Source organism: Hymenobacter elongatus (genome assembly GCF_004745955.1).
Classification (GTDB): domain Bacteria; phylum Bacteroidota; class Bacteroidia; order Cytophagales; family Hymenobacteraceae; genus Hymenobacter; species Hymenobacter elongatus.
The window spans coordinates 1-20,864 of record NZ_SRLD01000021.1 but is presented as its reverse complement, the minus strand read 5'-3'; the positions used below and the strand labels follow the sequence as shown (position 1 = coordinate 20,864).

At 58.5% G+C, this 20,864-nt stretch carries 11 protein-coding genes; 8 read left to right on the top strand and 3 right to left on the bottom strand.

The features are described 5' to 3' along the window. Positions 1 to 33: 33 nt before the first annotated feature. The 3 genes from kynU (at position 34) to E5J99_RS11715 (ending at position 2,711) form a co-directional block, all read left to right on the top strand. The gene (kynU, locus tag E5J99_RS11725; RefSeq protein WP_135497999.1) at positions 34 to 1,314 is read left to right on the top strand and encodes a kynureninase; all 1,281 of its coding nucleotides are present in this window, start codon (positions 34 to 36) and stop codon (positions 1,312 to 1,314) included. 98 nt (positions 1,315 to 1,412) lie between these two features. Beyond that, on the top strand, positions 1,413 to 2,057 hold the full coding sequence (locus E5J99_RS11720; RefSeq protein ID WP_135497998.1) for a hypothetical protein: 645 nt from the start codon (positions 1,413 to 1,415) through the stop codon (positions 2,055 to 2,057). 54 nt (positions 2,058 to 2,111) lie between these two features. Beyond that, positions 2,112 to 2,711 carry an alpha-ketoglutarate-dependent dioxygenase AlkB family protein gene (locus E5J99_RS11715; protein WP_135497997.1) on the top strand — a complete coding sequence of 200 codons (600 nt, stop codon included), beginning with the start codon at positions 2,112 to 2,114 and terminating at the stop codon, positions 2,709 to 2,711. Between the two features lie 51 nt (positions 2,712 to 2,762). Here E5J99_RS11715 and E5J99_RS11710 read toward each other — a convergent pair whose 3' ends face one another. Beyond that, positions 2,763 to 5,450: a TonB-dependent receptor gene (locus E5J99_RS11710; RefSeq protein WP_135497996.1), complete on the bottom strand. Its 2,688-nt coding sequence runs from the start codon at positions 5,448 to 5,450 to the stop codon at positions 2,763 to 2,765. A 503-nt stretch (positions 5,451 to 5,953) separates the two neighbouring features. On the opposite strand from E5J99_RS11710, the gene E5J99_RS11705 reads away from it, so the two are divergent. Next, the gene (locus E5J99_RS11705) at positions 5,954 to 7,339 is read left to right on the top strand and encodes an FAD-dependent oxidoreductase (RefSeq protein ID WP_135497995.1); all 1,386 of its coding nucleotides are present in this window, start codon (positions 5,954 to 5,956) and stop codon (positions 7,337 to 7,339) included. 188 nt (positions 7,340 to 7,527) lie between these two features. On the opposite strand, the gene E5J99_RS11700 is transcribed toward E5J99_RS11705, so the two are convergent. Next, positions 7,528 to 8,022 (bottom strand): hypothetical protein, encoded by a 495-nt coding sequence (locus E5J99_RS11700; RefSeq protein ID WP_135497994.1) that lies wholly within the window; start codon positions 8,020 to 8,022, stop codon positions 7,528 to 7,530. A 318-nt stretch (positions 8,023 to 8,340) separates the two neighbouring features. Between E5J99_RS11700 and E5J99_RS11695 the strand changes: the two genes are divergently transcribed. From E5J99_RS11695 to E5J99_RS11685, 3 genes are all read left to right on the top strand, one after another. Next, entirely contained in the window at positions 8,341 to 10,932 is a 2,592-nt protein-coding gene (locus tag E5J99_RS11695) for a T9SS type A sorting domain-containing protein (RefSeq protein ID WP_135497993.1), read from the top strand. 285 nt (positions 10,933 to 11,217) lie between these two features. Further along, entirely contained in the window at positions 11,218 to 14,130 is a 2,913-nt protein-coding gene (locus tag E5J99_RS11690; RefSeq protein WP_167852095.1) for a T9SS type A sorting domain-containing protein, read from the top strand. A 328-nt stretch (positions 14,131 to 14,458) separates the two neighbouring features. Further along, entirely contained in the window at positions 14,459 to 17,323 is a 2,865-nt protein-coding gene (locus E5J99_RS11685) for a T9SS type A sorting domain-containing protein (RefSeq protein ID WP_135497991.1), read from the top strand. Positions 17,324 to 17,407: 84 nt separating this feature from the next. Here E5J99_RS11685 and rpoN read toward each other — a convergent pair whose 3' ends face one another. Continuing rightward, positions 17,408 to 18,991 (bottom strand): RNA polymerase factor sigma-54, encoded by a 1,584-nt coding sequence (rpoN, locus tag E5J99_RS11680; RefSeq protein WP_135497990.1) that lies wholly within the window; start codon positions 18,989 to 18,991, stop codon positions 17,408 to 17,410. A 240-nt stretch (positions 18,992 to 19,231) separates the two neighbouring features. On the opposite strand from rpoN, the gene asnS reads away from it, so the two are divergent. After that, positions 19,232 to 20,635 carry an asparagine--tRNA ligase gene (gene asnS / locus E5J99_RS11675; RefSeq protein ID WP_135497989.1) on the top strand — a complete coding sequence of 468 codons (1,404 nt, stop codon included), beginning with the start codon at positions 19,232 to 19,234 and terminating at the stop codon, positions 20,633 to 20,635. The last annotated feature ends 229 nt before the right edge of the window (positions 20,636 to 20,864 follow it).

Here is a 20,864-nt window from a genome sequence, read left to right as displayed (position 1 = left end):
AGCCAACTAGCCATCGGAAGCATTCTTTTTTCTATGAATTTTCAGCCTACTCCCGAATTCGCCGCTGCGCTAGACGCCGCCGACCCGTTGCGCGAGTTCCGCCACCGCTTCCATACTCCCTTGGCGTCCGATGGGCAGCCCAGCGTGTATTTCTGCGGCAATTCGCTCGGGCTACAGCCCAAAGCCGCCCGAGCGGCAGTAGAGGAGGAGTTTGAAAGCTGGGAAAAGTTGGGCGTTGAGGGCCACTTTCACGGCACGTCGCCCTGGCTGGGCTACCACGAAACGCTGACCGACAGCACTGCGCGCCTCGTAGGGGCCCGGCCGGCCGAAGTGGTGGTGATGAACAACCTGACCACCAACCTGCACCTGCTGCTTATTTCCTTCTACCGCCCCACGGCCACGCGCTACAAAGTGCTGATGGAGGGCGGTGCTTTTCCTTCCGACCAGTATGCGCTGGAGTCGCAGGTGAAGCTGCACGGCCTGGCTCCCGACAACGCCATTGTGGAGCTGCTGCCCCGCCCGGGCGAGTATACCCTGCGCACCGAGGACATTCTGGCGCGTATTCAGGCGCTGGGCGACTCGCTGGCGGTCATCATCATTGGCGGCGTCAACTATTACACCGGCCAGGCCTTCGATATGGCGGCTATTACCCAGGCGGGCCACGCCGTGGGCGCTACCGTCGGCTTCGATCTGGCCCACGCCGCCGGCAACCTGGCGCTGAGCCTGCACGACTGGGACGTGGATTTTGCCTGCTGGTGTTCCTACAAATACCTCAACTCCGGCCCCGGCGGCACCTCCGGCATCTTCGTGCACGAGCGGTTTGCCGCCCGCCCCGACTTGCCGCGCCTGGCTGGCTGGTGGGGTCACGACCCCGCCGACCGGTTCCAGATGAAAAAAGGATTTCGGCCCATGGCTGGGGCCGCCGGCTGGCAGCTTTCCAATGCCCAGATTTTTCCGATGGCCATTCACCGCGCCGCGCTGGCCCTCGTGGATGAGGCCGGCGGTATGGCAGCGCTTCGGCACAAAAGTGAGCAGCTCACTGCTTACCTGGAATTTATGGTGCGCCGCCTGGAGCTGCCCCGCGAAACGCTGGAAATCATTACGCCCGCCGACCCCGCCGCTCGCGGCTGCCAGCTTTCCATGCTTGTGCACCACAATGGCCGGGCTCTGTTCGACTATCTGGCGGCAGCTGGCATCGTGGCCGACTGGCGGGAGCCCAACGTCATCCGGCTGGCCCCGGTGCCGCTCTACAACTCCTTTGCCGACGTGCAGCGGGTGGGAGTGGCGCTGGCCCGCTGGGCTGTCCTGGACTAGGCGTATAATATTTGAGCATTATTCGCCACTGCGCGGTGTTTTGCGTTGTAAGGGTAGCCTTTCCCAATCTGAGGGCTTTTTGTTGACTGACTAGTGCCATGGCTGAAGAATACGCGGAAAAAATGCCCCGCAAAACCGACGCGGAGCTGCTGCTTTACCTGCGAAATCGTGCCGAATACCGTGAGGATGCCGTGCTGGCCGCCCTGGAGGAGCTAACCCGGCGCGGCCACCAGCCCGCCGATGCCGAGAGCATCCGGGCCGAGCTGCAACCAGTAGTGGACCAGCAGCGCCAGGAGCGGCAGGCCCTGGAAGCGCGGCGAATTGCCGTGGAGGCCACCCCCGAAACGTTGACCACCGAGGCCGCCGGCCCCGCCCTCTACTCACCGGGTACCATTGCGCTGTTCTCCATGCTGATTTCCTTTCTGGCCGGTGGCGCGCTGCTGGTGCTCAACATGGTGCGGCTAAAAGAATCGGGGAAGGCGCTGCGGGTGGTGGCGTTTATGATTGGCTTTATGGTCGCCTCCTCCTACACGCTGCAGTGGCTGATGCAGACCTACGGGCCGCATTTGTGGTTCGTAAGCGTCGTCAATCTGATTGCGGCGCTAACGTACCTGCTCTATTTCTGGCCGCAGTATGTAGGCCCGCGCGCCTACGTGAGCCGGCAGTGGCTGCCCGCGCTACTGATTTGTCTGGCGCTGGTTTTCGGCCTCTACGCGCTGGTAATGCCGGGCCTGCTAAAGTAGCTTGCTCCTATCCACGTAGTTCCACCGCCTGAATCCAGGCATTTGCTTTTCCTCGTGCCACTCACGCTTTTGCCCCTGCCCGATGCTGAGGTGCTGCTCGATCCGTATTTCCTGACCCCAGCTGCCGCCGACGACCTACTCGCGGAGCTGACAACCAGCATTGGGTGGCGGCAGGAACCTATCAAGCTTTTCGGCAAAGAAGTCCTGCAGCCTCGCCTCACCGCCTGGCACGGCGACCCGGCGGCGCGCTATTCCTATTCCGGCCTCGCGTGGGAGCCCCAGCCCTGGACTCCGGCTTTGCAGGCATTGCGTGTACAGGTCGAAGCCGCTGCCGCCACCAGCTTCAATAGCGTACTGCTCAACCTCTACCGGGCCGGCCAAGACAGCATGGGCTGGCACGCCGACAACGAGAAGGAGTTAGGTCCAGCCCCCGTTATTGCCTCCGTGAGCCTGGGAGCTACCCGGCGGTTTCGCCTCAAGCCCCGCGACGCAGCCCGCACCCGGCACGAGCCCGTTTCGTTGGAGCTGCCTGCTGGCAGCTTGCTGCTCATGCGCGGCGGCACGCAGCAACACTGGCTACATGCCGTGCCCAAAACCGCGCAGCCCGTCGGGCCTCGCCTCAACCTCACGTTCCGCCAGATTACAACCACATAAAAAAAGGCTCCCCATTCTTGGGAAGCCTTTTTTATGCTGAATCGGACGCTGCTATTTGATGTCGATCAATAAGCCGGCGAAGATGAGGCGGCCAATATTCGGGCCACCGTACACCTGGGTGTTGTTGCTTCCGAACAGATTTGAGCCTCCCACCTGAATGGTAGTGAAAACCTTGGGAATCACGTAGCCTACGTAAGCATCCACGGAGCTGTAGTCCTGGAGAGTGCCCACGGCAAACGGCATTTCGTAGGAGTGGCCCTCGGCCCAGCGGTAGTTTACCGAGTAGTTGAAATGACGGGATACCAAGCCATTGGCCCCGATGTTGTACTTATGCTTCGGCGTGTTGAAGAACGTCTGGAAGCCTTCGGGCAGCTTGTCCTGCTTGATTACGTTCAGCGAGTAGTTGGCCGTAATCGTCAGGGGGCGAATCACGTTGTAGCTCACGCCCAGGGCAGCGCCCTGCGTTTGCACCTCCTGGTTGGCATTAGTCCACACCTGCAAAATCCGGGTCTGGGAGTTGCGGTCCTGGTAGGGCGTACCAGCGGGCGTTTGCGTGGCACGGGCGCGTTCGGCATCCAGCTGCTCCTTGGTGGGGCGGCTGCCGTCCCGGTTGCCAATAAAGCGCTGAGCACCGATGAAGTCGTTGTAGTAGCTCTGGAAGTAGTTCACATCCACCACGATTTTGTCGCGGAAAGTGCCTTTGTAGCCTACTTCATACGTGCTCAGGCGCTCCAGCTTCAGCTTCGCCAGGTCCAGCGGAGCCAGGTTCGTGATGTTGAAGCCCTGGAAGCCGTTGTCCACGTTGCCCAGCAGCACCACCTGACCGATGTCGATGCGGATGTACTGGTCGAGCTGGGTAGGCGAGCGGAAGGCCCGGCCAAACGAGGCGCGGAAGTTATGCTGCTTGTCTTCGCCCACCGAATATACAGCTGAAGCGCGGGGCGAGAAAGCCGGGCTAAAGTTCTTGAAGTCATCTACCCGACCGGCCAATGCCAGCTTCAGGCGGTCATCCAGCAGCGTCTGGGTCAGCTGCGCGTAGCCTCCCAGCTCGTTGTTCTGGATGCGGGCATTATCATCGGAGAAGAAGTTGCCATTCGAGCCCAAGCGGAATTTGCGGTAAGCCGCTCCCACGATCAGGTCGGTGCCTTCGGCTAGCGAGAAGTTGTACTGCGCGTTGCCCTCGTTGAGATACGAGCTTGGGTTCAGGTTGGCGCCACGGCCGGGAGTGGCGTCACTGATAATCTGGCTGCGAAGCTCCTGAAACCGGGGGTCCGAGGTTTGCAGCTGGGTGGCATTCGCTGCCGCCTGCGCCTGCTCGGGAGTTCGGCCCGCCTGCAAGGCGCCCAAATAGGTGCCGTAGAAGCGCTGGGCGTAGGTTACGCCACCGGCTGGCGACACGGGAGAGTTCTGAATGAAACCGCCCAAGAAGCTGAGGTCATACGAGTTGGCCCCGAAGTCCTGCACCGTCTGACCGCGCAAGAACCACTTCGTGCCCTTGATTTCGCCGTGCAGCTGGTTGGTGCCAAAGTCGCGCAGCCGATAGCGGCTGCTGCTTTGGTAAGTGGCTGTGCCGCGGGCGTAGTTGGCACCCACGGTCATCTTAATGTTGTCGGTAAGCAGGTACGAGAGCGTCGGATGAATCTTCAACGACTTTGCTTTATTGTCGTCCGCAATCAGCTCTTTTTCCGAGAAGCCCGGCATGAACACGGTTTTGCCGCGCAAGCTTGGCGGCGTAGTGGCGTAGGCTGGGTTGGTCGGGTCGTTCGTGAACGTGAAGCCGCCCACGTCACCGTAGCGGTTCACGGCATCGTAGCCCAGCGCCGAGCCTTCGGCATTGTTGCGGCGCTCTACTACTGTGCTCGTCGCGCCGTTGTTCTCCGCCAGCCAGTCGTTGGCAGTGGTGTATGAGCCCACGATTTTGAAGGCAAACTTCTCGCCCAGCTTCTGGGCGTAGCGCAGCTGACCATCAAAGTAGCTCCGCTCGCCGCCGCGTACCCGCACGCTAAGGCCTTCGCTCACGAAAGGGTCTTTCGAGTTGAGCAACAATACGCCGTTGAAAGCATTGGCTCCGTACAGCGCCGAAGCCGGGCCGTGAATAATTTCCACGCTTTCTACATCCAGCTCGGGCAGGCCCGTCAGGTTGCCCGCGTTCAGGTTCAGGCTGGGGCTTTGGGTGTCGAAATAGTCGGTGAGCTGAATCAGGCGCTCCGACTTGGCCGAGTTGAATCCGCGCGTACTGATGGAGTTCATCAATAAGCTGGTACTGTTCACATCAATGCCTTTGTACTGCGCCAGGCCGCCTTGTAGGTCGGCCGTCGTGATGCGCTCCACTTGCTGGGCGTTCAGCTTCTCCACCGTTACGGGAGCCTGCAGAATGCCTTCCTCTACGCGCGAAGCCGACGCAATTACTTCACTGGTCAACACCGAGTTGACTTTCAGCTGCACCTGCACGGCCCGGTCGGGCTGCTGCAGCGTTATTTCGCGGCTTTCGTAGCCCACAAAGGAAACGGAAAGCACCACGGGCGGGGTGCTGAAGTCGGCCCGCAACTGAAATTTGCCTTCCCGGTCGGTGCTGCTGCCAATGAAGGTGCCTTTCACAAATACCGTAGCGCCGGGCAGGGCTTCCCCGGTTTCGGTTTTCACCACGCCGCTCACCGTGACATCATCCTGGGCCCAAGCCCGGGTGCCTGTCAAGAGCAGACTAAAGAGAATAAGTAGAAAACAGTAGGATTTTCTCATAGGTAAAAAGGGCAATGAGGTGGAAAACTGCGGAATTAGGTAGCGGAAATTCTGGCAAAAATAAAGTAGTTATGCCGAACAAACAAGCAGTAATAAATTGACTGTCAAAATATTGATCAGCTGACTTTGTTGAATTATGCTAAGATTAGTCTATGCGCAAAGAGGCTTCTGGCGCGACGCCCGGAAAGAGTCTATAGGTGTCTGGCGGCCGGGCGAAGTAGTTGACAGTAAGTGCTCGGAAGAATGCGAGAGTTTGCTGCCACCCGAAGCTGCTTGCCCTTCGGTAGCCCCTCGGAATAGAACCTAATCGTTGCTCGTTGTTGCTACCTGGTATTCCGGTAAAAGGCGCAAGATAGCCAGGCCACAAGTCGGAATGCTGTGATTTCCGTTCAACCTTAGCTGTCGGCCCGTTGAAGCCGGATAATTTCCGGCCCAACCAACCAGTAGGAAAAACCTACTTTCGCCATCCGTAGTATTGCCTTTCGTTTTTGTTCGCCGCTCCTATGTCCACTGCTCTTCCCACTACCCCCGACTCTGGTTCTCCCGAAGCACTTACCGTTATGGGTGCCGGCCTGGTTGGCTCACTGCTTTCCCTGTTTCTGGCGCGGCGCGGCTACAGCGTCGACGTATACGAGCGCCGGGCCGATATGCGGCAGAGCGGCACCGTGGAGGGTCGTTCCATCAACCTGGCGCTTTCCGACCGGGGCTGGCGGGCCCTGGAGGAAGTAGGCATCGGCGACCAAATTCGCCAGGTAGCCATTCCCATGTACCGGCGCGTGATGCACGATGTGCACGGCAACCTGAGCTACCAGCCTTATGGTAAGGACAGCCAAGCCATCTATTCCGTGTCGCGGGCGGGTCTGAATCGGACGCTTCTCAGCTTGGCCGAAGGCGACGCGCGCATCCGGCTGCATTTCAACCAGCAGTGCGTGGGCCTGGATACCCGCACCCGTAAGCTGGAGCTACGCGACACTACCACCGGGGAGGAGCAGCATACCTCCTTCCGGCACCTCTTTGGTACCGACGGCGCTTTTTCGGCGGTGCGCAGCGCCTTGCAGAAAACCGAGCGCTACAACTACTCGCAAAGCTATTTGGAGTACGGCTACAAGGAGCTGAACATCGAACCCGGGCCGGCAGGGGAGTGGCTGCTCGAAAAGAATGCCCTGCACATCTGGCCACGCGGCCAGTATATGATGATTGCGCTGCCCAACCTGGATGGCTCCTTCAACTGCACGCTGTACTTTCCTTACGAAGGCCCTCATTCTTTCGCCTCCCTGCAAACGCCGGCGCAGGTGCAGGATTTCTTCCAGCAGGTTTTTCCGGATGTAATACCGCTCATGCCCGAGCTGACGGATGAGTATTTCCGCAACCCCACTAGCTCGTTGGTAACCATCCGGTGTTTTCCCTGGGCCTTCGGCGATGATGTGCTGCTACTCGGCGACGCTTCGCATGCCATTGTGCCCTTCTACGGCCAGGGAATGAATGCCGGGTTTGAAGACTGCACGGTGCTCAACCAGCTGCTGGAACGCCTGGGCGACGACTGGTCCGCTGTTTTTGCCGAGTTTCAGCAGCAGCGCAAGCCCAATGCCGATGCCATTGCGGATCTGGCCGTGTACAATTTCGAAGAGATGCGCGACCGGGTGGGCGACCCTCGATTTCTGCTGCAGAAAAAAATCGAGAGCAAGATTGCCGCGCAATATCCCGATCAATGGTCGCCGCTGTATTCGCAGGTTACTTTCTCGCACACGCCCTACGCCGATGCGTGGCAGAATGGGCAGCTTCAGGAGCGCATCATGCAGCGCTTAATGACCCATATTGAGAGCGAAGCCGACTACGACCGGCCCGAAGTACAGGACTTGGTGCAACAGGAAATGGCGCAGCGGGGCTAAGCCTCAGCAGCGCGTTGTAGAGGCCAGAGCAGTTTCCTGCCGCCGCATTTTGTAGCGCTAGTCGCAATCAGGCAGCCTGGAGCTACAGGATGCGGCTTTGCCGTACATGGCAGAAACGCTCCAAGGCTGTAAGGTATCGTGTGTAGTAGCTAGCAAGGAAGCTCCACCCCAGCCCGCTTTCCAACTCCTTAGCTACCCAGCCATAGTCCGAAGCTTAGCCCGCACACTACCCCAATACCCAGTCCCAGGCCCGCCCAGGCCTGACTGGGCGTATGGGCATTCAGGGCTAGCCGGGAGCTTAGTACGCAGCCAGCCAGCAGCGTCATCACAAGCAGGGCCCACAGGGTGTGCGAGGCAGGACTAGTTAGGTAGAGCATTCCTAACAGGCCCAACCCACCGCCTACGCCCACACCATGGGCGCTTATCTTCCACGATAAGGATATCAGGAAGGTAAGAAACACGGCCAGTGTCATCCCAATCATTATCTGGCTGAGCAGCACATCAAATAGCTGTGGCTGGTAGAGGACCAGAGCTGCTGTGCCAAAGCTAAAGGCTGCCAGCAATAACGGTATGGGGCGTTGGGCCCGGTCGCGCAGCAGCAGTGAGCTAACGTGGCCAAACCAATACAAAGCACCCGTGCCGAGGCAAGGCAGCAGAAACGTGAAGGCAAAAACAATTGCCAATACAACCCAGCGGTCGGCTACTGCCGGCTGCCATAGAGTGCCTGGCAACCAATAACATATCATATAAAATAGATATGAAGGCAGCAGTAGTGGATGAAATATCCCGGATAATATGTTGGCTATCAGCTTGTTCAACTGGGGGGTGTAAATAATGTACGCCGGGGTAGAACGTCAAAACTACCAAAAGCATTATATTTATTCGTCGCTAAGACTCACCTGAGTCGCGCCAATCCACTTTGTAACGCACCTTCTTTTTGTTCTAATTTTACTCTCTAACAAGTGAAATCATCTACTTCACGTACCCGTCAGTGGTGGGCTATGCTCCTGCTAGGCGTAATTACAGCCTTTGGCGGTACTCTGTTCTTCTGGCAGCGGGGCACCTCTGCTGCTGTTCCCCAAAGCCTTGAGCAAGGTCTCGAAAGCGAGGAAAGAGAAAGCAAAGACCGCCCAGACCTCGCCCTGGAGCAGGACAACGAGCGGACGCTCGATCCTGCCTTGGGCATTGTGCCGCGGGAGCGACTGATAGTCGCCCAGGAATATGCGCAGCAACTCCTGGCGCAGCGCGCCAGCCAGCGGTTGCCCGTGGGTAGCCTGACCCAGACGACGTGGGTAGAGCGCGGCCCTAGCAACGTAGCAGGCCGCATTCGGGCCCTGGTAGTTGACCCTGGCGATGCTACGGGCAATACCGTATGGGCCGGCACGGCTGGTGGTGGCCTGTGGAAGACCACAAACGGTGCGGCTACTACCCCCAGCTGGCAGAGTATCGACAATTTCTTTTCCAACCTAGCTGTTACCGCTATTACCTTCGACCCCAAGAATCCGGATATCATGTATTTCGGAACTGGTGAGGGATACTACAATGCGGATGCCATCCGTGGCCTGGGTATCTGGAAATCGACTGACCACGGCGTGACCTGGACGCAGCTGGCCAGCACTTCCCGCACCGTAACCTTCCAGTACATCCTCAAGCTGGCAGTGCACCCCGTAACGGGCAACGTATACGCCGCTACTCGTGGCGGCCTGATGCGTAGCGCCAATGGTGGCACGTCGTGGGAGAAAGTACTCGGCGCTGGCGCTGGTGCCGTAACTGACCGCGCGGCTGATATTGAAATTGGAGCCGACAACAAGCTCTACGTTAGCATGGGGATTCAGACCGGTGACGCTATCTACAGCTCTATGACGGGCAACGCTGGAAGCTGGACTAATCTGAATACGCCGACCACCTCGGGCCTGCCAACCACGGGCTACGAGCGGATTGAGCTGGCTTGCGCCCCAAGCGACGCCAACCGCGTGTACGCCATATTCCAGAGCACTTCGGATGCAGTACTGGACATCTTCCGCTCGAATGATGGCGGTGCTACCTGGACGACCCTTGCTAAGCCCCGCTGGGAAAATTCCGATGACTTCACCCGCCGGCAGGCCTGGTACGACCTCTCTATCGGAGTGTCGCCGAGCAATGCCAACCAGCTGTATATCGGGGGCGTTGACCTGTTCCGGACCCTGGATGCCAGCGCTACGCCTGTCGTATGGCAGCAGACTTCTTATTGGAGCACGAGCCGTACCAGCTCCCAGTATGTGCACGCCGACCAACACGCCGTGGCCTTCGCTTCGAATGACGGCAACATGGCTTATTTTGGCTGCGACGGGGGTGTTTCGCTGACGACCAACGCTTTTGGTGCCGGCAACCCTGCATTCAAGCTGCGTAACAACGGTTTGAACGTTACGCAATACTACGCGGCCGCCATTCACCCTACGCTTCCCAACTACTATTTGGCGGGTGCACAAGACAATGGTACCCAGCGCTATAACGTAGCCGGTATCAATGCCACAACCGAAGTTTCGGGTGGTGACGGTGCTTTCTGCTTCATTGATGAAGACCAGCCGCAGTATCAGTTCACATCGTATGTGTACAGCAACTACTTCCGCTCGTCAAACAACGGTTCGTCGTTTCCGCGCATAACCAGCAACGATAACGGCTCTTTCATCAACCCAACCGACTACGACAGCAAGCGTAACGTGATGTATGCCAATAACACGGCAGGAACGATGTTTGTGTGGCCAAACGCTATTACTTCCAATGTTACCCGCACGGTTGCATTGCCGACAGGCACGGGTAACATAACGCACGTCACGGTATCGAAAAACCAGGATAGCCGGGTTTTCCTGGGGATGAGCACTGGTAAGGTGCTGCGTGTCGACAGCGCCCGGAGCCTGACTCCAATCTACACGGAAATCCGGGCGGGTATTGGCTCTGTTTCCTGCGTTGCGGTTGAGGATGGCAACGACGACCACTTGTTGGTAACTTATTCCAACTATGGGGTTGTAAGTGTATGGGAAACGCTGAACGGCGGTGCCGCATGGCGCAATGTAGAAGGCAACCTGCCCGATATGCCCATTCGGTGGGCTATGTTTGACCCAGCCAACTCCCAGCGGGCTTTGCTGGCTACCGAGCTGGGTGTGTGGAGCACCGACGACCTGACGTTAGGCTCCAGCATCGCCTGGAGCCCTTCCAGCACCGGTATGGCTAACGTGCGCGTCGATATGCTGCGCCTGCGTAAGCTGGATAAGCAGATAGTAGCGGCCACTCACGGTCGTGGCTTGTACACGACGGACGTGTTCGTGACGCTGGCCAACAAAGGTGCTGTTGCCGTCAACAATGCGTTTATCAGCAGTGCGTATCCTAATCCCTTCGTACAGACGCTGAACGTGGAGCTGAATCAGTCGGCAGCCACTGGCACGACGGTGAGCCTCTCGGACATGCAGGGACGCATCGTTTATAAAGCGGAAGCCAAAACGGCCGACCGTGTAGTGAAGCTCAACGTTCCCGGTAGCCTGAGCGCCGGAACCTATATTCTGACCGTGCGTGATGCCAAGCAGACAGCCACGCGGAAGGTGGTGCTGAAGCGGTAGTTGCAGCACATTTACGCACACAAAAAAAGGAGCTCCGGAAGGGGTTCCTTTTTTTGTGTGCGTAAATGTGAGCAGACGTAATAGTGACCGTAGGACTTGGCCTGGAAAATAAGCCCGTAGATATGCCTGCAATAGTGAATTTTATATATATAAACAACGGTATTCACCATAAAAGACCTTTGTATATTCGATTGGTACAAATAATAAACGAAATTATACCAAGCCTTGAAAGCAATCCGGAGTTCCGTACGCCGCATGCGATGGGTGTGTGCTGGCCTACTTATCGTGGCATCTGCCGTGACCGGCTACGAGCTACGCCGCTCACCAGCACCGGCTGAGGCAAAAACACGCGTCCGAGCCAGCGTGGGACCACCGGAAGAGGGTAGGACCAAACGCCCCGACCGGCCCGACCTCGCCCTGAAGCAGGAAATAGCGCTGACCCGTGACCCCCAAACGGGGACCGTGCCCCGGGAGCGGCTGCTGGTAGCCAAAGCTCAGATAGACCAGATGCTGGAAGCGAGGGCCACTCAGCGCCTTAGCGCCGGTAGCCTGAGTACGGCGCTTTGGACGGAAAAGGGCCCCAGCAATATCGGTGGCCGTCTACGGGCTCTTATGCCCGATCCGAGTGATGCGACGGGCAATAGTGTGTGGGTAGGCTCGGTGGGCGGTGGGCTGTGGAAGTCGACAAACGCCGCTGGGGCCTCCCCCACCTGGAATAAGGTAAATGACGCTTTGGGCAACTTAGCTGTGACAACGCTGGCCTACAACCCCGCCAATACCAACACGATGTACTTCGGTACCGGGGAGGGCTATGGCAATGCGGATGCTGTACGTGGGCTGGGCATCTGGAAATCGACCGACCATGGGGCTACCTGGGTGCAGCTGGCTAGCACGAACAACAACGCCACCTTCCATTACGTCCAGCGAGTGGTGGTGGATAAGAATGGCTGGGTGTATGCCGCTACCGGCAACGGGCTGTTTCGGAGCAAGGATAATGGCGCGAACTGGACTGGGGTGCTGCTGGCTGGGCAGGGCTACAGCCTCTCGGATGTGGATGTGAACCCGACGACCGGCGCAGTGTACGCCTCCCTAGCAATGAACGCCGTTGGCGGTGGTATCTACCGCTCCCTTTCCGGCGATTTGGGCACCTTCGTCAACCTGCGAACCCTAACCAACACTGGCTTGCCCACTACCAATGACTACACGCGGGTGGAGGTAGCCATTGCGCCCAGCGACCCTACTCGCCTGTACGCCCTGTTTTGTGCCACCGATAATACCCTGTTCGGTGTTTACCGCTCTTCTAACGGCGGCGAGACGTGGCAGGCATTGCCCGAGCCGGCTGATGTCGATCCGGATATTGCCGATACGGACTTCACCCGCGGACAAGCGTGGTACGATTTAGCCATAGCCGTTTCCCCAACGGACCCCAACACCGTTTTTATCGGTGGTATTGACTTGTTCAAGACATCCAACGGGGGCGCGTCGTGGCAGCAGACGACCCACTGGTACGGGGGCTTTGGCCTTCAAAACGTGCATGCCGATCAGCACGTCATTGCATTTGCGCCGGGCTCCGGCACCCGGGCTTATTTCGGCAATGATGGCGGCTTCGCTGTTACCGCCAATGCCACGGCCACTGTTCCGACCATCGTTCATCGTAATAGCGGGCTCAATGTGACGCAGTTCTATTCCGTGGCCATGCATCCCACCGACTATACTTACTTCCTGGCTGGGGCCCAGGACAATGGTACTCAGCAATTCGGGCCCTCGGGCGGCACCACTACCCGCGACGTTATCGGGGGCGACGGAGCCTACTGCTTTATTGATGAAGACCAACCGCAGTATCAGTTTGGGACGTACGTGTTCAGCAACATCTACCGCTCAGTCAATGGCGGGATGACCTTCCCGCAAATCGTTGCGGATAACAATGGGTCATTTATCAACCCGATGGATTACGACAGTAAAGCCAACGTGCTTTACTACGCTTATACCAGCCCTGGTAGCCCCATTGGTGCTACCACCACCACGCTGCGGCGGTGCCTCAATGCTACCGGGCCAGCCGCGCTGGCGTTTGCCAGCCTTACGCTGCCAGCAGCCTCCGGGGCCATTACGCACGTGGCCGTATCGCCTAATGTGGACAACCGGGTGTATGTGGGCACCGACACGGGCAAGGTGCTGCGCATCGACAATGCCAACGGCCCGACGCCTACCGTCGTCACTATTTATTCCGATGCCTTTACCAACGTTTCCATTTCCTGCGTGGCTGTGGAGCGAAGCACCGCTGTGCCCAATCCGGATCAGCATCTGCTCATCACCATCGCCAACTATGGAAGTACGCTGATAAACGTGCGGCAAACCGTGAATGGCGGCACCAGCTGGACTGCGGCGGAAGGCACTATTCCGGACATGCCGGTGCGCTGGGTAGTGTTTGATCCTACTGATGGCAAGCGCGCCATGGTGGCCACAGAGCTGGGCGTCTGGACTACCGACAACTTAACAGTGGCTACTCCGAACTGGCAACCGTCCAATACCAACCTGGCCAACGTGCGCGTCGATATGCTGCGCCTGCGGAAGGCTGACCGCATGGTGGTAGCCGCCACCCACGGCCGCGGTCTGTTTACGTCCAATATATTTAACGAGGCACCCCTGCCAGTGCAGCTCTCCAGCTTCACGGGGCGAAGTACCGCGCAGGGCGTAGCGCTGCGCTGGCAAACCGCTTCGGAGTTGAATACGCGCAGCTTCGAGGTAGAGCGTGCCGCTACAGGCCAGCCTTTCGTGACCCTGACCAGCAAGCCGGCCGCCGGCAATAGCAGTACGGCCAAGACTTATAGCTATCTGGATGAATTGGTTGGCACTGGCACCTATGCGTACCGCCTGCATCAGATCGATCAGGACGGCTCGGCTACCTATTCTCCCGTCGTGACGGTGGCCGTCAAGGAAAGTGCGGCGTCGGTGCTGCGCGGTGCCTACCCGAACCCATTTGCCCACACGCTGACCGTAGAACTTGGGGCCCTGGCACAAGAGGGCGCTACCGTTCGCCTCACAGATCTGCGTGGTCGGCCTGTGTACCGCGCGGTGGTCGCGCCCCATGAGCGCACAGTGCAGCTGCGCGCCCCTGATAACCTGAGCAGCGGAGCTTATATTCTAACGGTGCGCACTGGTAGCCAACTAGCGCATCGCCAAGTGATGTTGCAGCGCTGAAAAATGTGTGGATGATACTTTTCCGTGAGCGGTAGTCAACTATGACTGCCGCTCGTTTTTTGTATTAAGCAGTATTTATTTGTGAATCAAAGGATCTTTTTTGGTAATATGGTATGGGTATAGTGGGAAAAGATAAGTTTTGCCCTTCGTAACAGCACATGTGAAAATTTAATTTTTTGAATAGAATAGATGCACTAGATTTGTAGTTGACTACTTCTGTTCACCTCTTCTCTTAGCGCCCTTGCAGACATTTTACTCTCTTTTTCGCCGTTGGCAATGGGCTGTGCTCAGCGTTGTGTTGCTCGGCGCTGTTGGTACCTACTATCTGTTGCCAACGGCAGTACCTTTTCTGGCCCTCTCTGAGGCGGAAGAAGAGTCTGACCGGCCCGACCGCCCCGATCTGGCGCTGCTCCAGGAAATAAACCGCACCCGCGACCCTGCTACCGGCACTGTGCCGCGCGAGCGACTGGTGGTGGCGCAGGCCCGTGCTGAACAGTTGCTGTCGGAGCAAGAGTACCAGCGGGGAGCAGCCAGCACGCTGTCGGGTGCAACCTGGACGGAGAAAGGCCCTTCTAACGTGGCTGGCCGCATACGGGCCATTCTCGTTGACCCGGCCGATGCCTCGGGCAACACCGTGTGGGTTGGCTCCGTAGCCGGCGGGCTCTGGAAGAGCACCAACGCAACGAATGCGGTGCCCACGTGGGTAAGCGTCGATGGCTTCATGGCGAACCTGGCCATTACGTCGTTGGCCTACGATCCTACGAACCCGGATATCATGTATTTCGGGACCGGAGAAGGATTCTACAATGCCGACGCCGTGCGCGGTTTGGGTATCTGGAAGTCGATTAACCACGGCGTGACTTGGACGCAGCTGGCCAATACTGCTCCGCCAACATCTACCAGCTTCTACTGGGTGCAGCGTATGGCGGTGCAGAGCGGGACGGGCTATGTTTTCGCCGCGACGCGTACGGGCTTATTTCGCAGCAAAGACAAAGGCCTTACCTGGGCCGCCGTATTGCAGCCCTCCGGTATTCGGATGGCCGATGTGAAGATCAGCGCCAACGGGACTATTTTCGTGGGCGCGGGCATTTTTCAGACCAGTGGCATCTACCGCTCTACTGACAACGGCGACACCTGGACCAACCTGAACACCCTGGCTGGCTCCGGCCTGCCAACTACGGGCTACCATCGTATTGAGCTGGCCTGCGCCCCCAGCGACGCCAACCGGGTGTATGCTACTATTACAACTACGGCGGACGTGCTGCTGAATGTGTTTATCTCGAAGGATGCGGGAGCTACCTGGGCGGCGATGCGCAAGCCGGGCGGTAATAGCTCTGACTTTACCAATGGACAAGGCTGGTATGCGTTGGCAATGAGTGTGTCGCCGACGAACCCTAACACGCTGTATGTGGGCGGCCTGGATTTGTGGCTGACAAACAATGCCGATGCCGCTTCCGCCACCTGGACCCAGGAATCGGTGTGGTTCAACGCTGAAACGGCCCCGGACTACGTACACGCCGACCACCATGCTATGGCTTGGATACCAGTAAGCTCCGGAACTGCTACCAAAGCGTATTTCGTCAGCGACGGTGGCGTGGCCTACTCGGCAAATGCGAACCTCAACCCGACCTTTAGCCAGCGCAATAATGGCCTGAATATTACGCAGTTCTACGCCCTGGCCGTGCATCCTAGTGATGTGAGCTACTTTTTGGCCGGTGCCCAGGACAACGGGACGCAGCGCTACACGGCCGGTGGCGGCAAGGTAACCACTGAGGCCACCGGTGGAGACGGCGCCTTCTGCTTCATCGACCAAAATGAGCCGCAATTTCAGTTCACGGCTTATATATACGCGCAATATCGGCGCTCTACCAACAGCGGTGCCTCTTTCACAAACATCAACTTGAGTGGCGCCAACGGGCAGTTCATCAACCCCACCGACTACGACAGCCGCAGCAATACGCTCTATGGCGGCTGGTCGGTCGACCGCTTCTTCCGGTTTCCGAATGCTACGACAGCGGCGGCTACCTCGGTCACGAGTGCGCTGCTGGCTACCGGCGCGGGTATGGTATCACACGTTACGGTTTCGCCCAACAACCAGGACCGGTTGTTCGTGGGCACTGAGCCGGATTTCTCCGCAACAACGCCAGGGCCGGGCCACCTCTACCGGGTCGATAATGGTGCTGCCGCCACGCCCACGGTTACGCTGCTCTACACCGCTCCGGCGGGTATGTCGATATCGAGCGTGGCCGTAGAAAACGGTAACGATGCCCATTTGCTCGTCACGCTGTCAAACTTCAGCGCTACCCAGTCGAAAGTGCTGGAAACGACGGGTGGCACCAATACGGGTACCAACACGGTAGCCGCCGCCACCTGGACCAACCGCCAGGGCGATTTGCCGGATATGCCCGTGCGCTGGGCCCAATTTGACCCCACCGATAACAAGCGGGCGCTGCTGGCCACCGAGCTGGGTATCTGGAGCACCGATGATCTGACGCAGACGAGCCCCACCTGGAAACCCTCCAGCACCGGCATGGCCAACGTTCGGGTCGATATGCTGCGTATTCGGGCCTCCGACCAGCAGGTGGTAGCCGCCACCCACGGCCGCGGTCTGTTTACATCCGATGTTCTGAAAAACCAGCCTACGCCGGTGCAGCTCACCAGCTTCACGGCCCAGCCAACCGCGCAAGGAGTAGCCCTGCGGTGGCAAACGGCTTCGGAGAAAAACGCGGCGCGCTTTGAAGTAGAGCGGGCTGCCAAAGGCCAGACGTTCCAGCGGCTGACTACAGTGGCCGCCGCCGGCACTTCCAGCACCGTCCGCACCTACGCCTATACCGACATGACTGTGGGCACCGGGCTGTACTACTACCGCTTGCGGCAGGTGGACCACGACGGCTCAGCAGAATATTCGCCCGTCGTTACGGTGGATAGCAAAGCCAGCACCGCGCCTATCCTGACCAGCGTGTATCCCATCCCATTTGTGAGCGACCTGACGCTGCAGCTGCGGGAGCCGATGCGCGGCGACATCACGACTATCCTTACCAACATGCAGGGCCAGGTGGTGTACCGCCATAAAACCCAGAGTGCCAGCCGGCAGCTAACGGTGCCAGTAACGACCACGCTGGCGGCGGGTACCTATGTGCTGACGGTGCAGGCAGGAGGCCAAAAAGCTACCCGGCGCGTCATTCACCGCTAAGCAGCACCTTTCTACTACTGGTAAACAGCACAACGCCGCCGGAAGATGCTTCCGGCGGCGTTGTGCTGTTTGTGGCTCGTTGATTTACAGTTCCTTGCGCAGACGCGCTACCGGGATGTTCAGCTGCTCCCGATACTTGGCCACGGTGCGGCGGGCAATGTTGTAGCCCCGGGCGTTGAGCATTTTTTCCAGCTTGTCGTCGCTCAGCGGCCGACCTTTGCTTTCCCCCTCAATGATTTCCTTCAGAATGTGCTTCACCTCGCGGGAGCTGGCATCTTCGCCCGAGTCGGTGGCAATGCCTTCGGAGAAGAAGTACTTCAGCGGGTAAATACCAAACTCTGTCTGCACCGACTTCGAGTTGGCTACCCGGCTCACGGTGCTGATATCCATGCTGATTTCGGTGGCGATGTCCTTCAGAATCATGGGCCGCAGCTTGCTCTCGTCGCCTTCCAGAAAGAACTCGTGCTGGTAGCGTACAATCGAATCCATGGTCTTGAGCAAGGTTTGCTGGCGCTGCTTGATGGCGTCGATAAACCAGCGGGCCGAGTCGAGCTTCTGCTTGACGAACGTGACGGCCTCCTTCATCTTCTTGTCCTTCTTGGCCGCCTTATCGTAGGTCTGGAACATCTCGGTGTAGGCCGGGGCCACGCGCAGGTCGGGGGCGTTGCGCGAGTTCAGCGTGAGGTTAAACACGCCGTTGTCGCTGCTGAGAATAAAGTCGGGGATGATGTACTGCACCTTGCCCATACCCACGGGGCCGGTGCCGCCGGGCTTGGGGTTCAGCTTAAGGATCAGTGAAATAGCTTCTTTTAGCTCGTCATCTTCCAGGTCCAGCTTCTGCTGAATACGCTGGTAGTGCTTTTTGGTAAACTCATCAAACGTCTCGCTCAGGATTCGCTCGGCATGCTCCGTCAGCTCGTCCTGGGGGCGGCGCTCCAGCTGTAGCAGCAGGCACTCCTGCAAGTCGCGGGCAGCAATACCCGCCGGGTCGAAGCTCTGAACGAGGTGCAGCACGCCTTCGATTTCGGCCTCATCGGCCTCAATATTCTGCGAGAAAGCCAGGTCGTTGGCAATAGCCGACAGGTCGCGCCGGATGTAGCCGTCGTTGTCGATGGAGCCGATGAGCTGGCGGCCAATGGATTCCTGCTTCTCGTCGAGGTCGGCAAAGCCCAGCTGATCGAGCAGCGAGTCGGTGAGCGACGCGCCGGTGTCGGCCAGCGGCATTTCACGGTCATCTTCGGGCTCGCCGGGGCCGTCGCCCTGCATTTTGTAGCCCGCTATTTCGTCGTCGTTCAGGTAGTCGCCCAGGTCCAGCTCATCGTTGTCCTTGGCTTCTGCCGGGCCTTCGTCTTCCTTGGTGGGCAGCTCTATTTCAGGTTGCTCTTCGCCGCCCTGGTCAAAGTCCTCATCGAGCGTATTCTCATCGGAGTCGAACTCGGAATCGGGGTCGTCGAAGTCTTCCTCCGCCTCGTCCGAATCGTCGCGCTCCTGGTCTTCCAGCTCGTCGTCGGTGTTTTCGTCGCCTTCTTCCAGCGCGGGGTTCACTTCCAGCTCTTCCTTGATGCGCGTCTCCAGCTCTGCTGTCGGGATTTGCAGCAGTTTAATAAACTGAATCTGTTGGGGCGACAGCTTCTGCGAGAGAAGCTGCCTCATGTCAAGTCTTTGCATACTCTGGAAAGCGTGTGGCCCCACGGGAAAACGGGCGGGGGTTCCTCTTCAAATATAAACCTTTCTGTACTCGTCCTGAGCCAAAAAAGTTGAGCCCGGGGGCCCGCATCATTTTGGCAAAACAACGCGCTACGGCGCTATTCACAAAACAAACGCCGCTATTCCGGCAAACTGATTTTCACGCCCCGCAAAACTCCTACCTTTGCCGACTTAGAGTTCAACCCCCGAAAGTCGAGTCCGATGTCTGTTAGAAGGTCGAGTGTGCAGGAGCTGCTCCACAGCCAGGAGCTGGAGCGTGAAGTAGTCGTGAAAGGCTGGGTACGCACCCGCCGCGGCAATAAGTACGTGCAGTTCATTGCCATCAACGATGGCTCCGGCTTTAATTCTATCCAGGTAGTTGCCGATGCCGAGAAGTTTCCGGAGGACCAGCTGAAGGCCGACGGCGTCGAAAACGGCGCCGCCGTAGCCGTGCGCGGCAAGCTGGTGGCTTCGCAGGGCAAGGGCCAGAGCGTGGAGATTCAAGCCACCGAAATCGAAGTATTGGGCAAAGCCGACACCGAAACGTATCCGCTGCAGAAGAAAGGCCACTCGCTCGAATTCCTGCGCGAAATAGCCCACCTGCGCCCCCGCACCAACACGTTTGGGGCCGTGCTGCGCATCCGGCACGCCATGGCCTTCGCCATTCACCAGTATTTCAACGACCACGGCTTCTACTACGTGCACACGCCCATCGTCACGGGTTCGGATGCCGAAGGTGCCGGCCAGATGTTCCGCGTCACCACGCTGCCGGATCAGAATCCGCCGCTGACGGAGGATAAGTCGGCCGTGGACTACAAGCAGGACTTCTTCGGCAAGCAAACCAACCTGACCGTGTCGGGCCAGCTGGAGGCCGAAGTGGCCGCTATGGCCCTGGGCAAAGTCTACACGTTCGGGCCCACGTTTCGGGCCGAGAATTCCAACACGGCCCGCCACTTGGCCGAGTTCTGGATGATAGAGCCCGAAGTGGCCTTCAACGACCTGCAGGACAACATGGACCTGGCCGAGGACTTCCTTCGCAGCTTGGTAAAATATGCCCTCACGCACTGCGCCGACGACCTGCAGTTCCTCAACGAGCAATACGATAAGGAGCTGCTCACGCGTCTGCAGTTCGTGGTTGACAACGATTTTAAGCGCCTGACTTACACAGAGGCGGTTGAAATCCTGAAAACGGCCAAGCAGAAGTTCGAATTCCCGGTAGACTGGGGCACCGACCTGCAGAGCGAGCATGAGCGCTACCTGGTAGAAAAGCACTTCAAGAAGCCCGTTATCCTGACCGATTACCCCAAGGATATCAAGGCCTTCTACATGAAGCTCAACGACGACGACAAAACCGTGCGGGCCATGGACGTGCTGTTCCCGGGCATCGGCGAAATCATCGGCGGCTCGCAGCGCGAGGAAAACCTGGAGAAGCTGCAAGCCCGCATGGCCGCCATGCACGTGCCCGAGCACGAGCTGTGGTGGTATCTGGAGCTGCGTAAATACGGCACCGCGCCCCACGCCGGCTTCGGTCTGGGCTTCGAACGCTTGCTGTTGTTCGTGACCGGCATGAGCAACATCCGCGACGTAATTCCCTTCCCGCGCTTCCCGAAGAGCGCCGAGTTTTAAGCTGCGTAACTGGCATCAAAAATTCTGTTACTCGGGTTATGCAACTAGTGCTTAGTCAGGGGAGTTTTTTGAACAAAAAAGCAGATTGGTCGTTGCTTTTGGATGGGAAGACCACTCACGCCATTCGTCCTGTTGTCGGCTGACCGCCTGACCATTGAAGCCTTAACGCGCAAAGGCCGCCACGCCGGGCGCACGGTCCAACGCGGGCGGATGCTCTTACGTCTGGCCG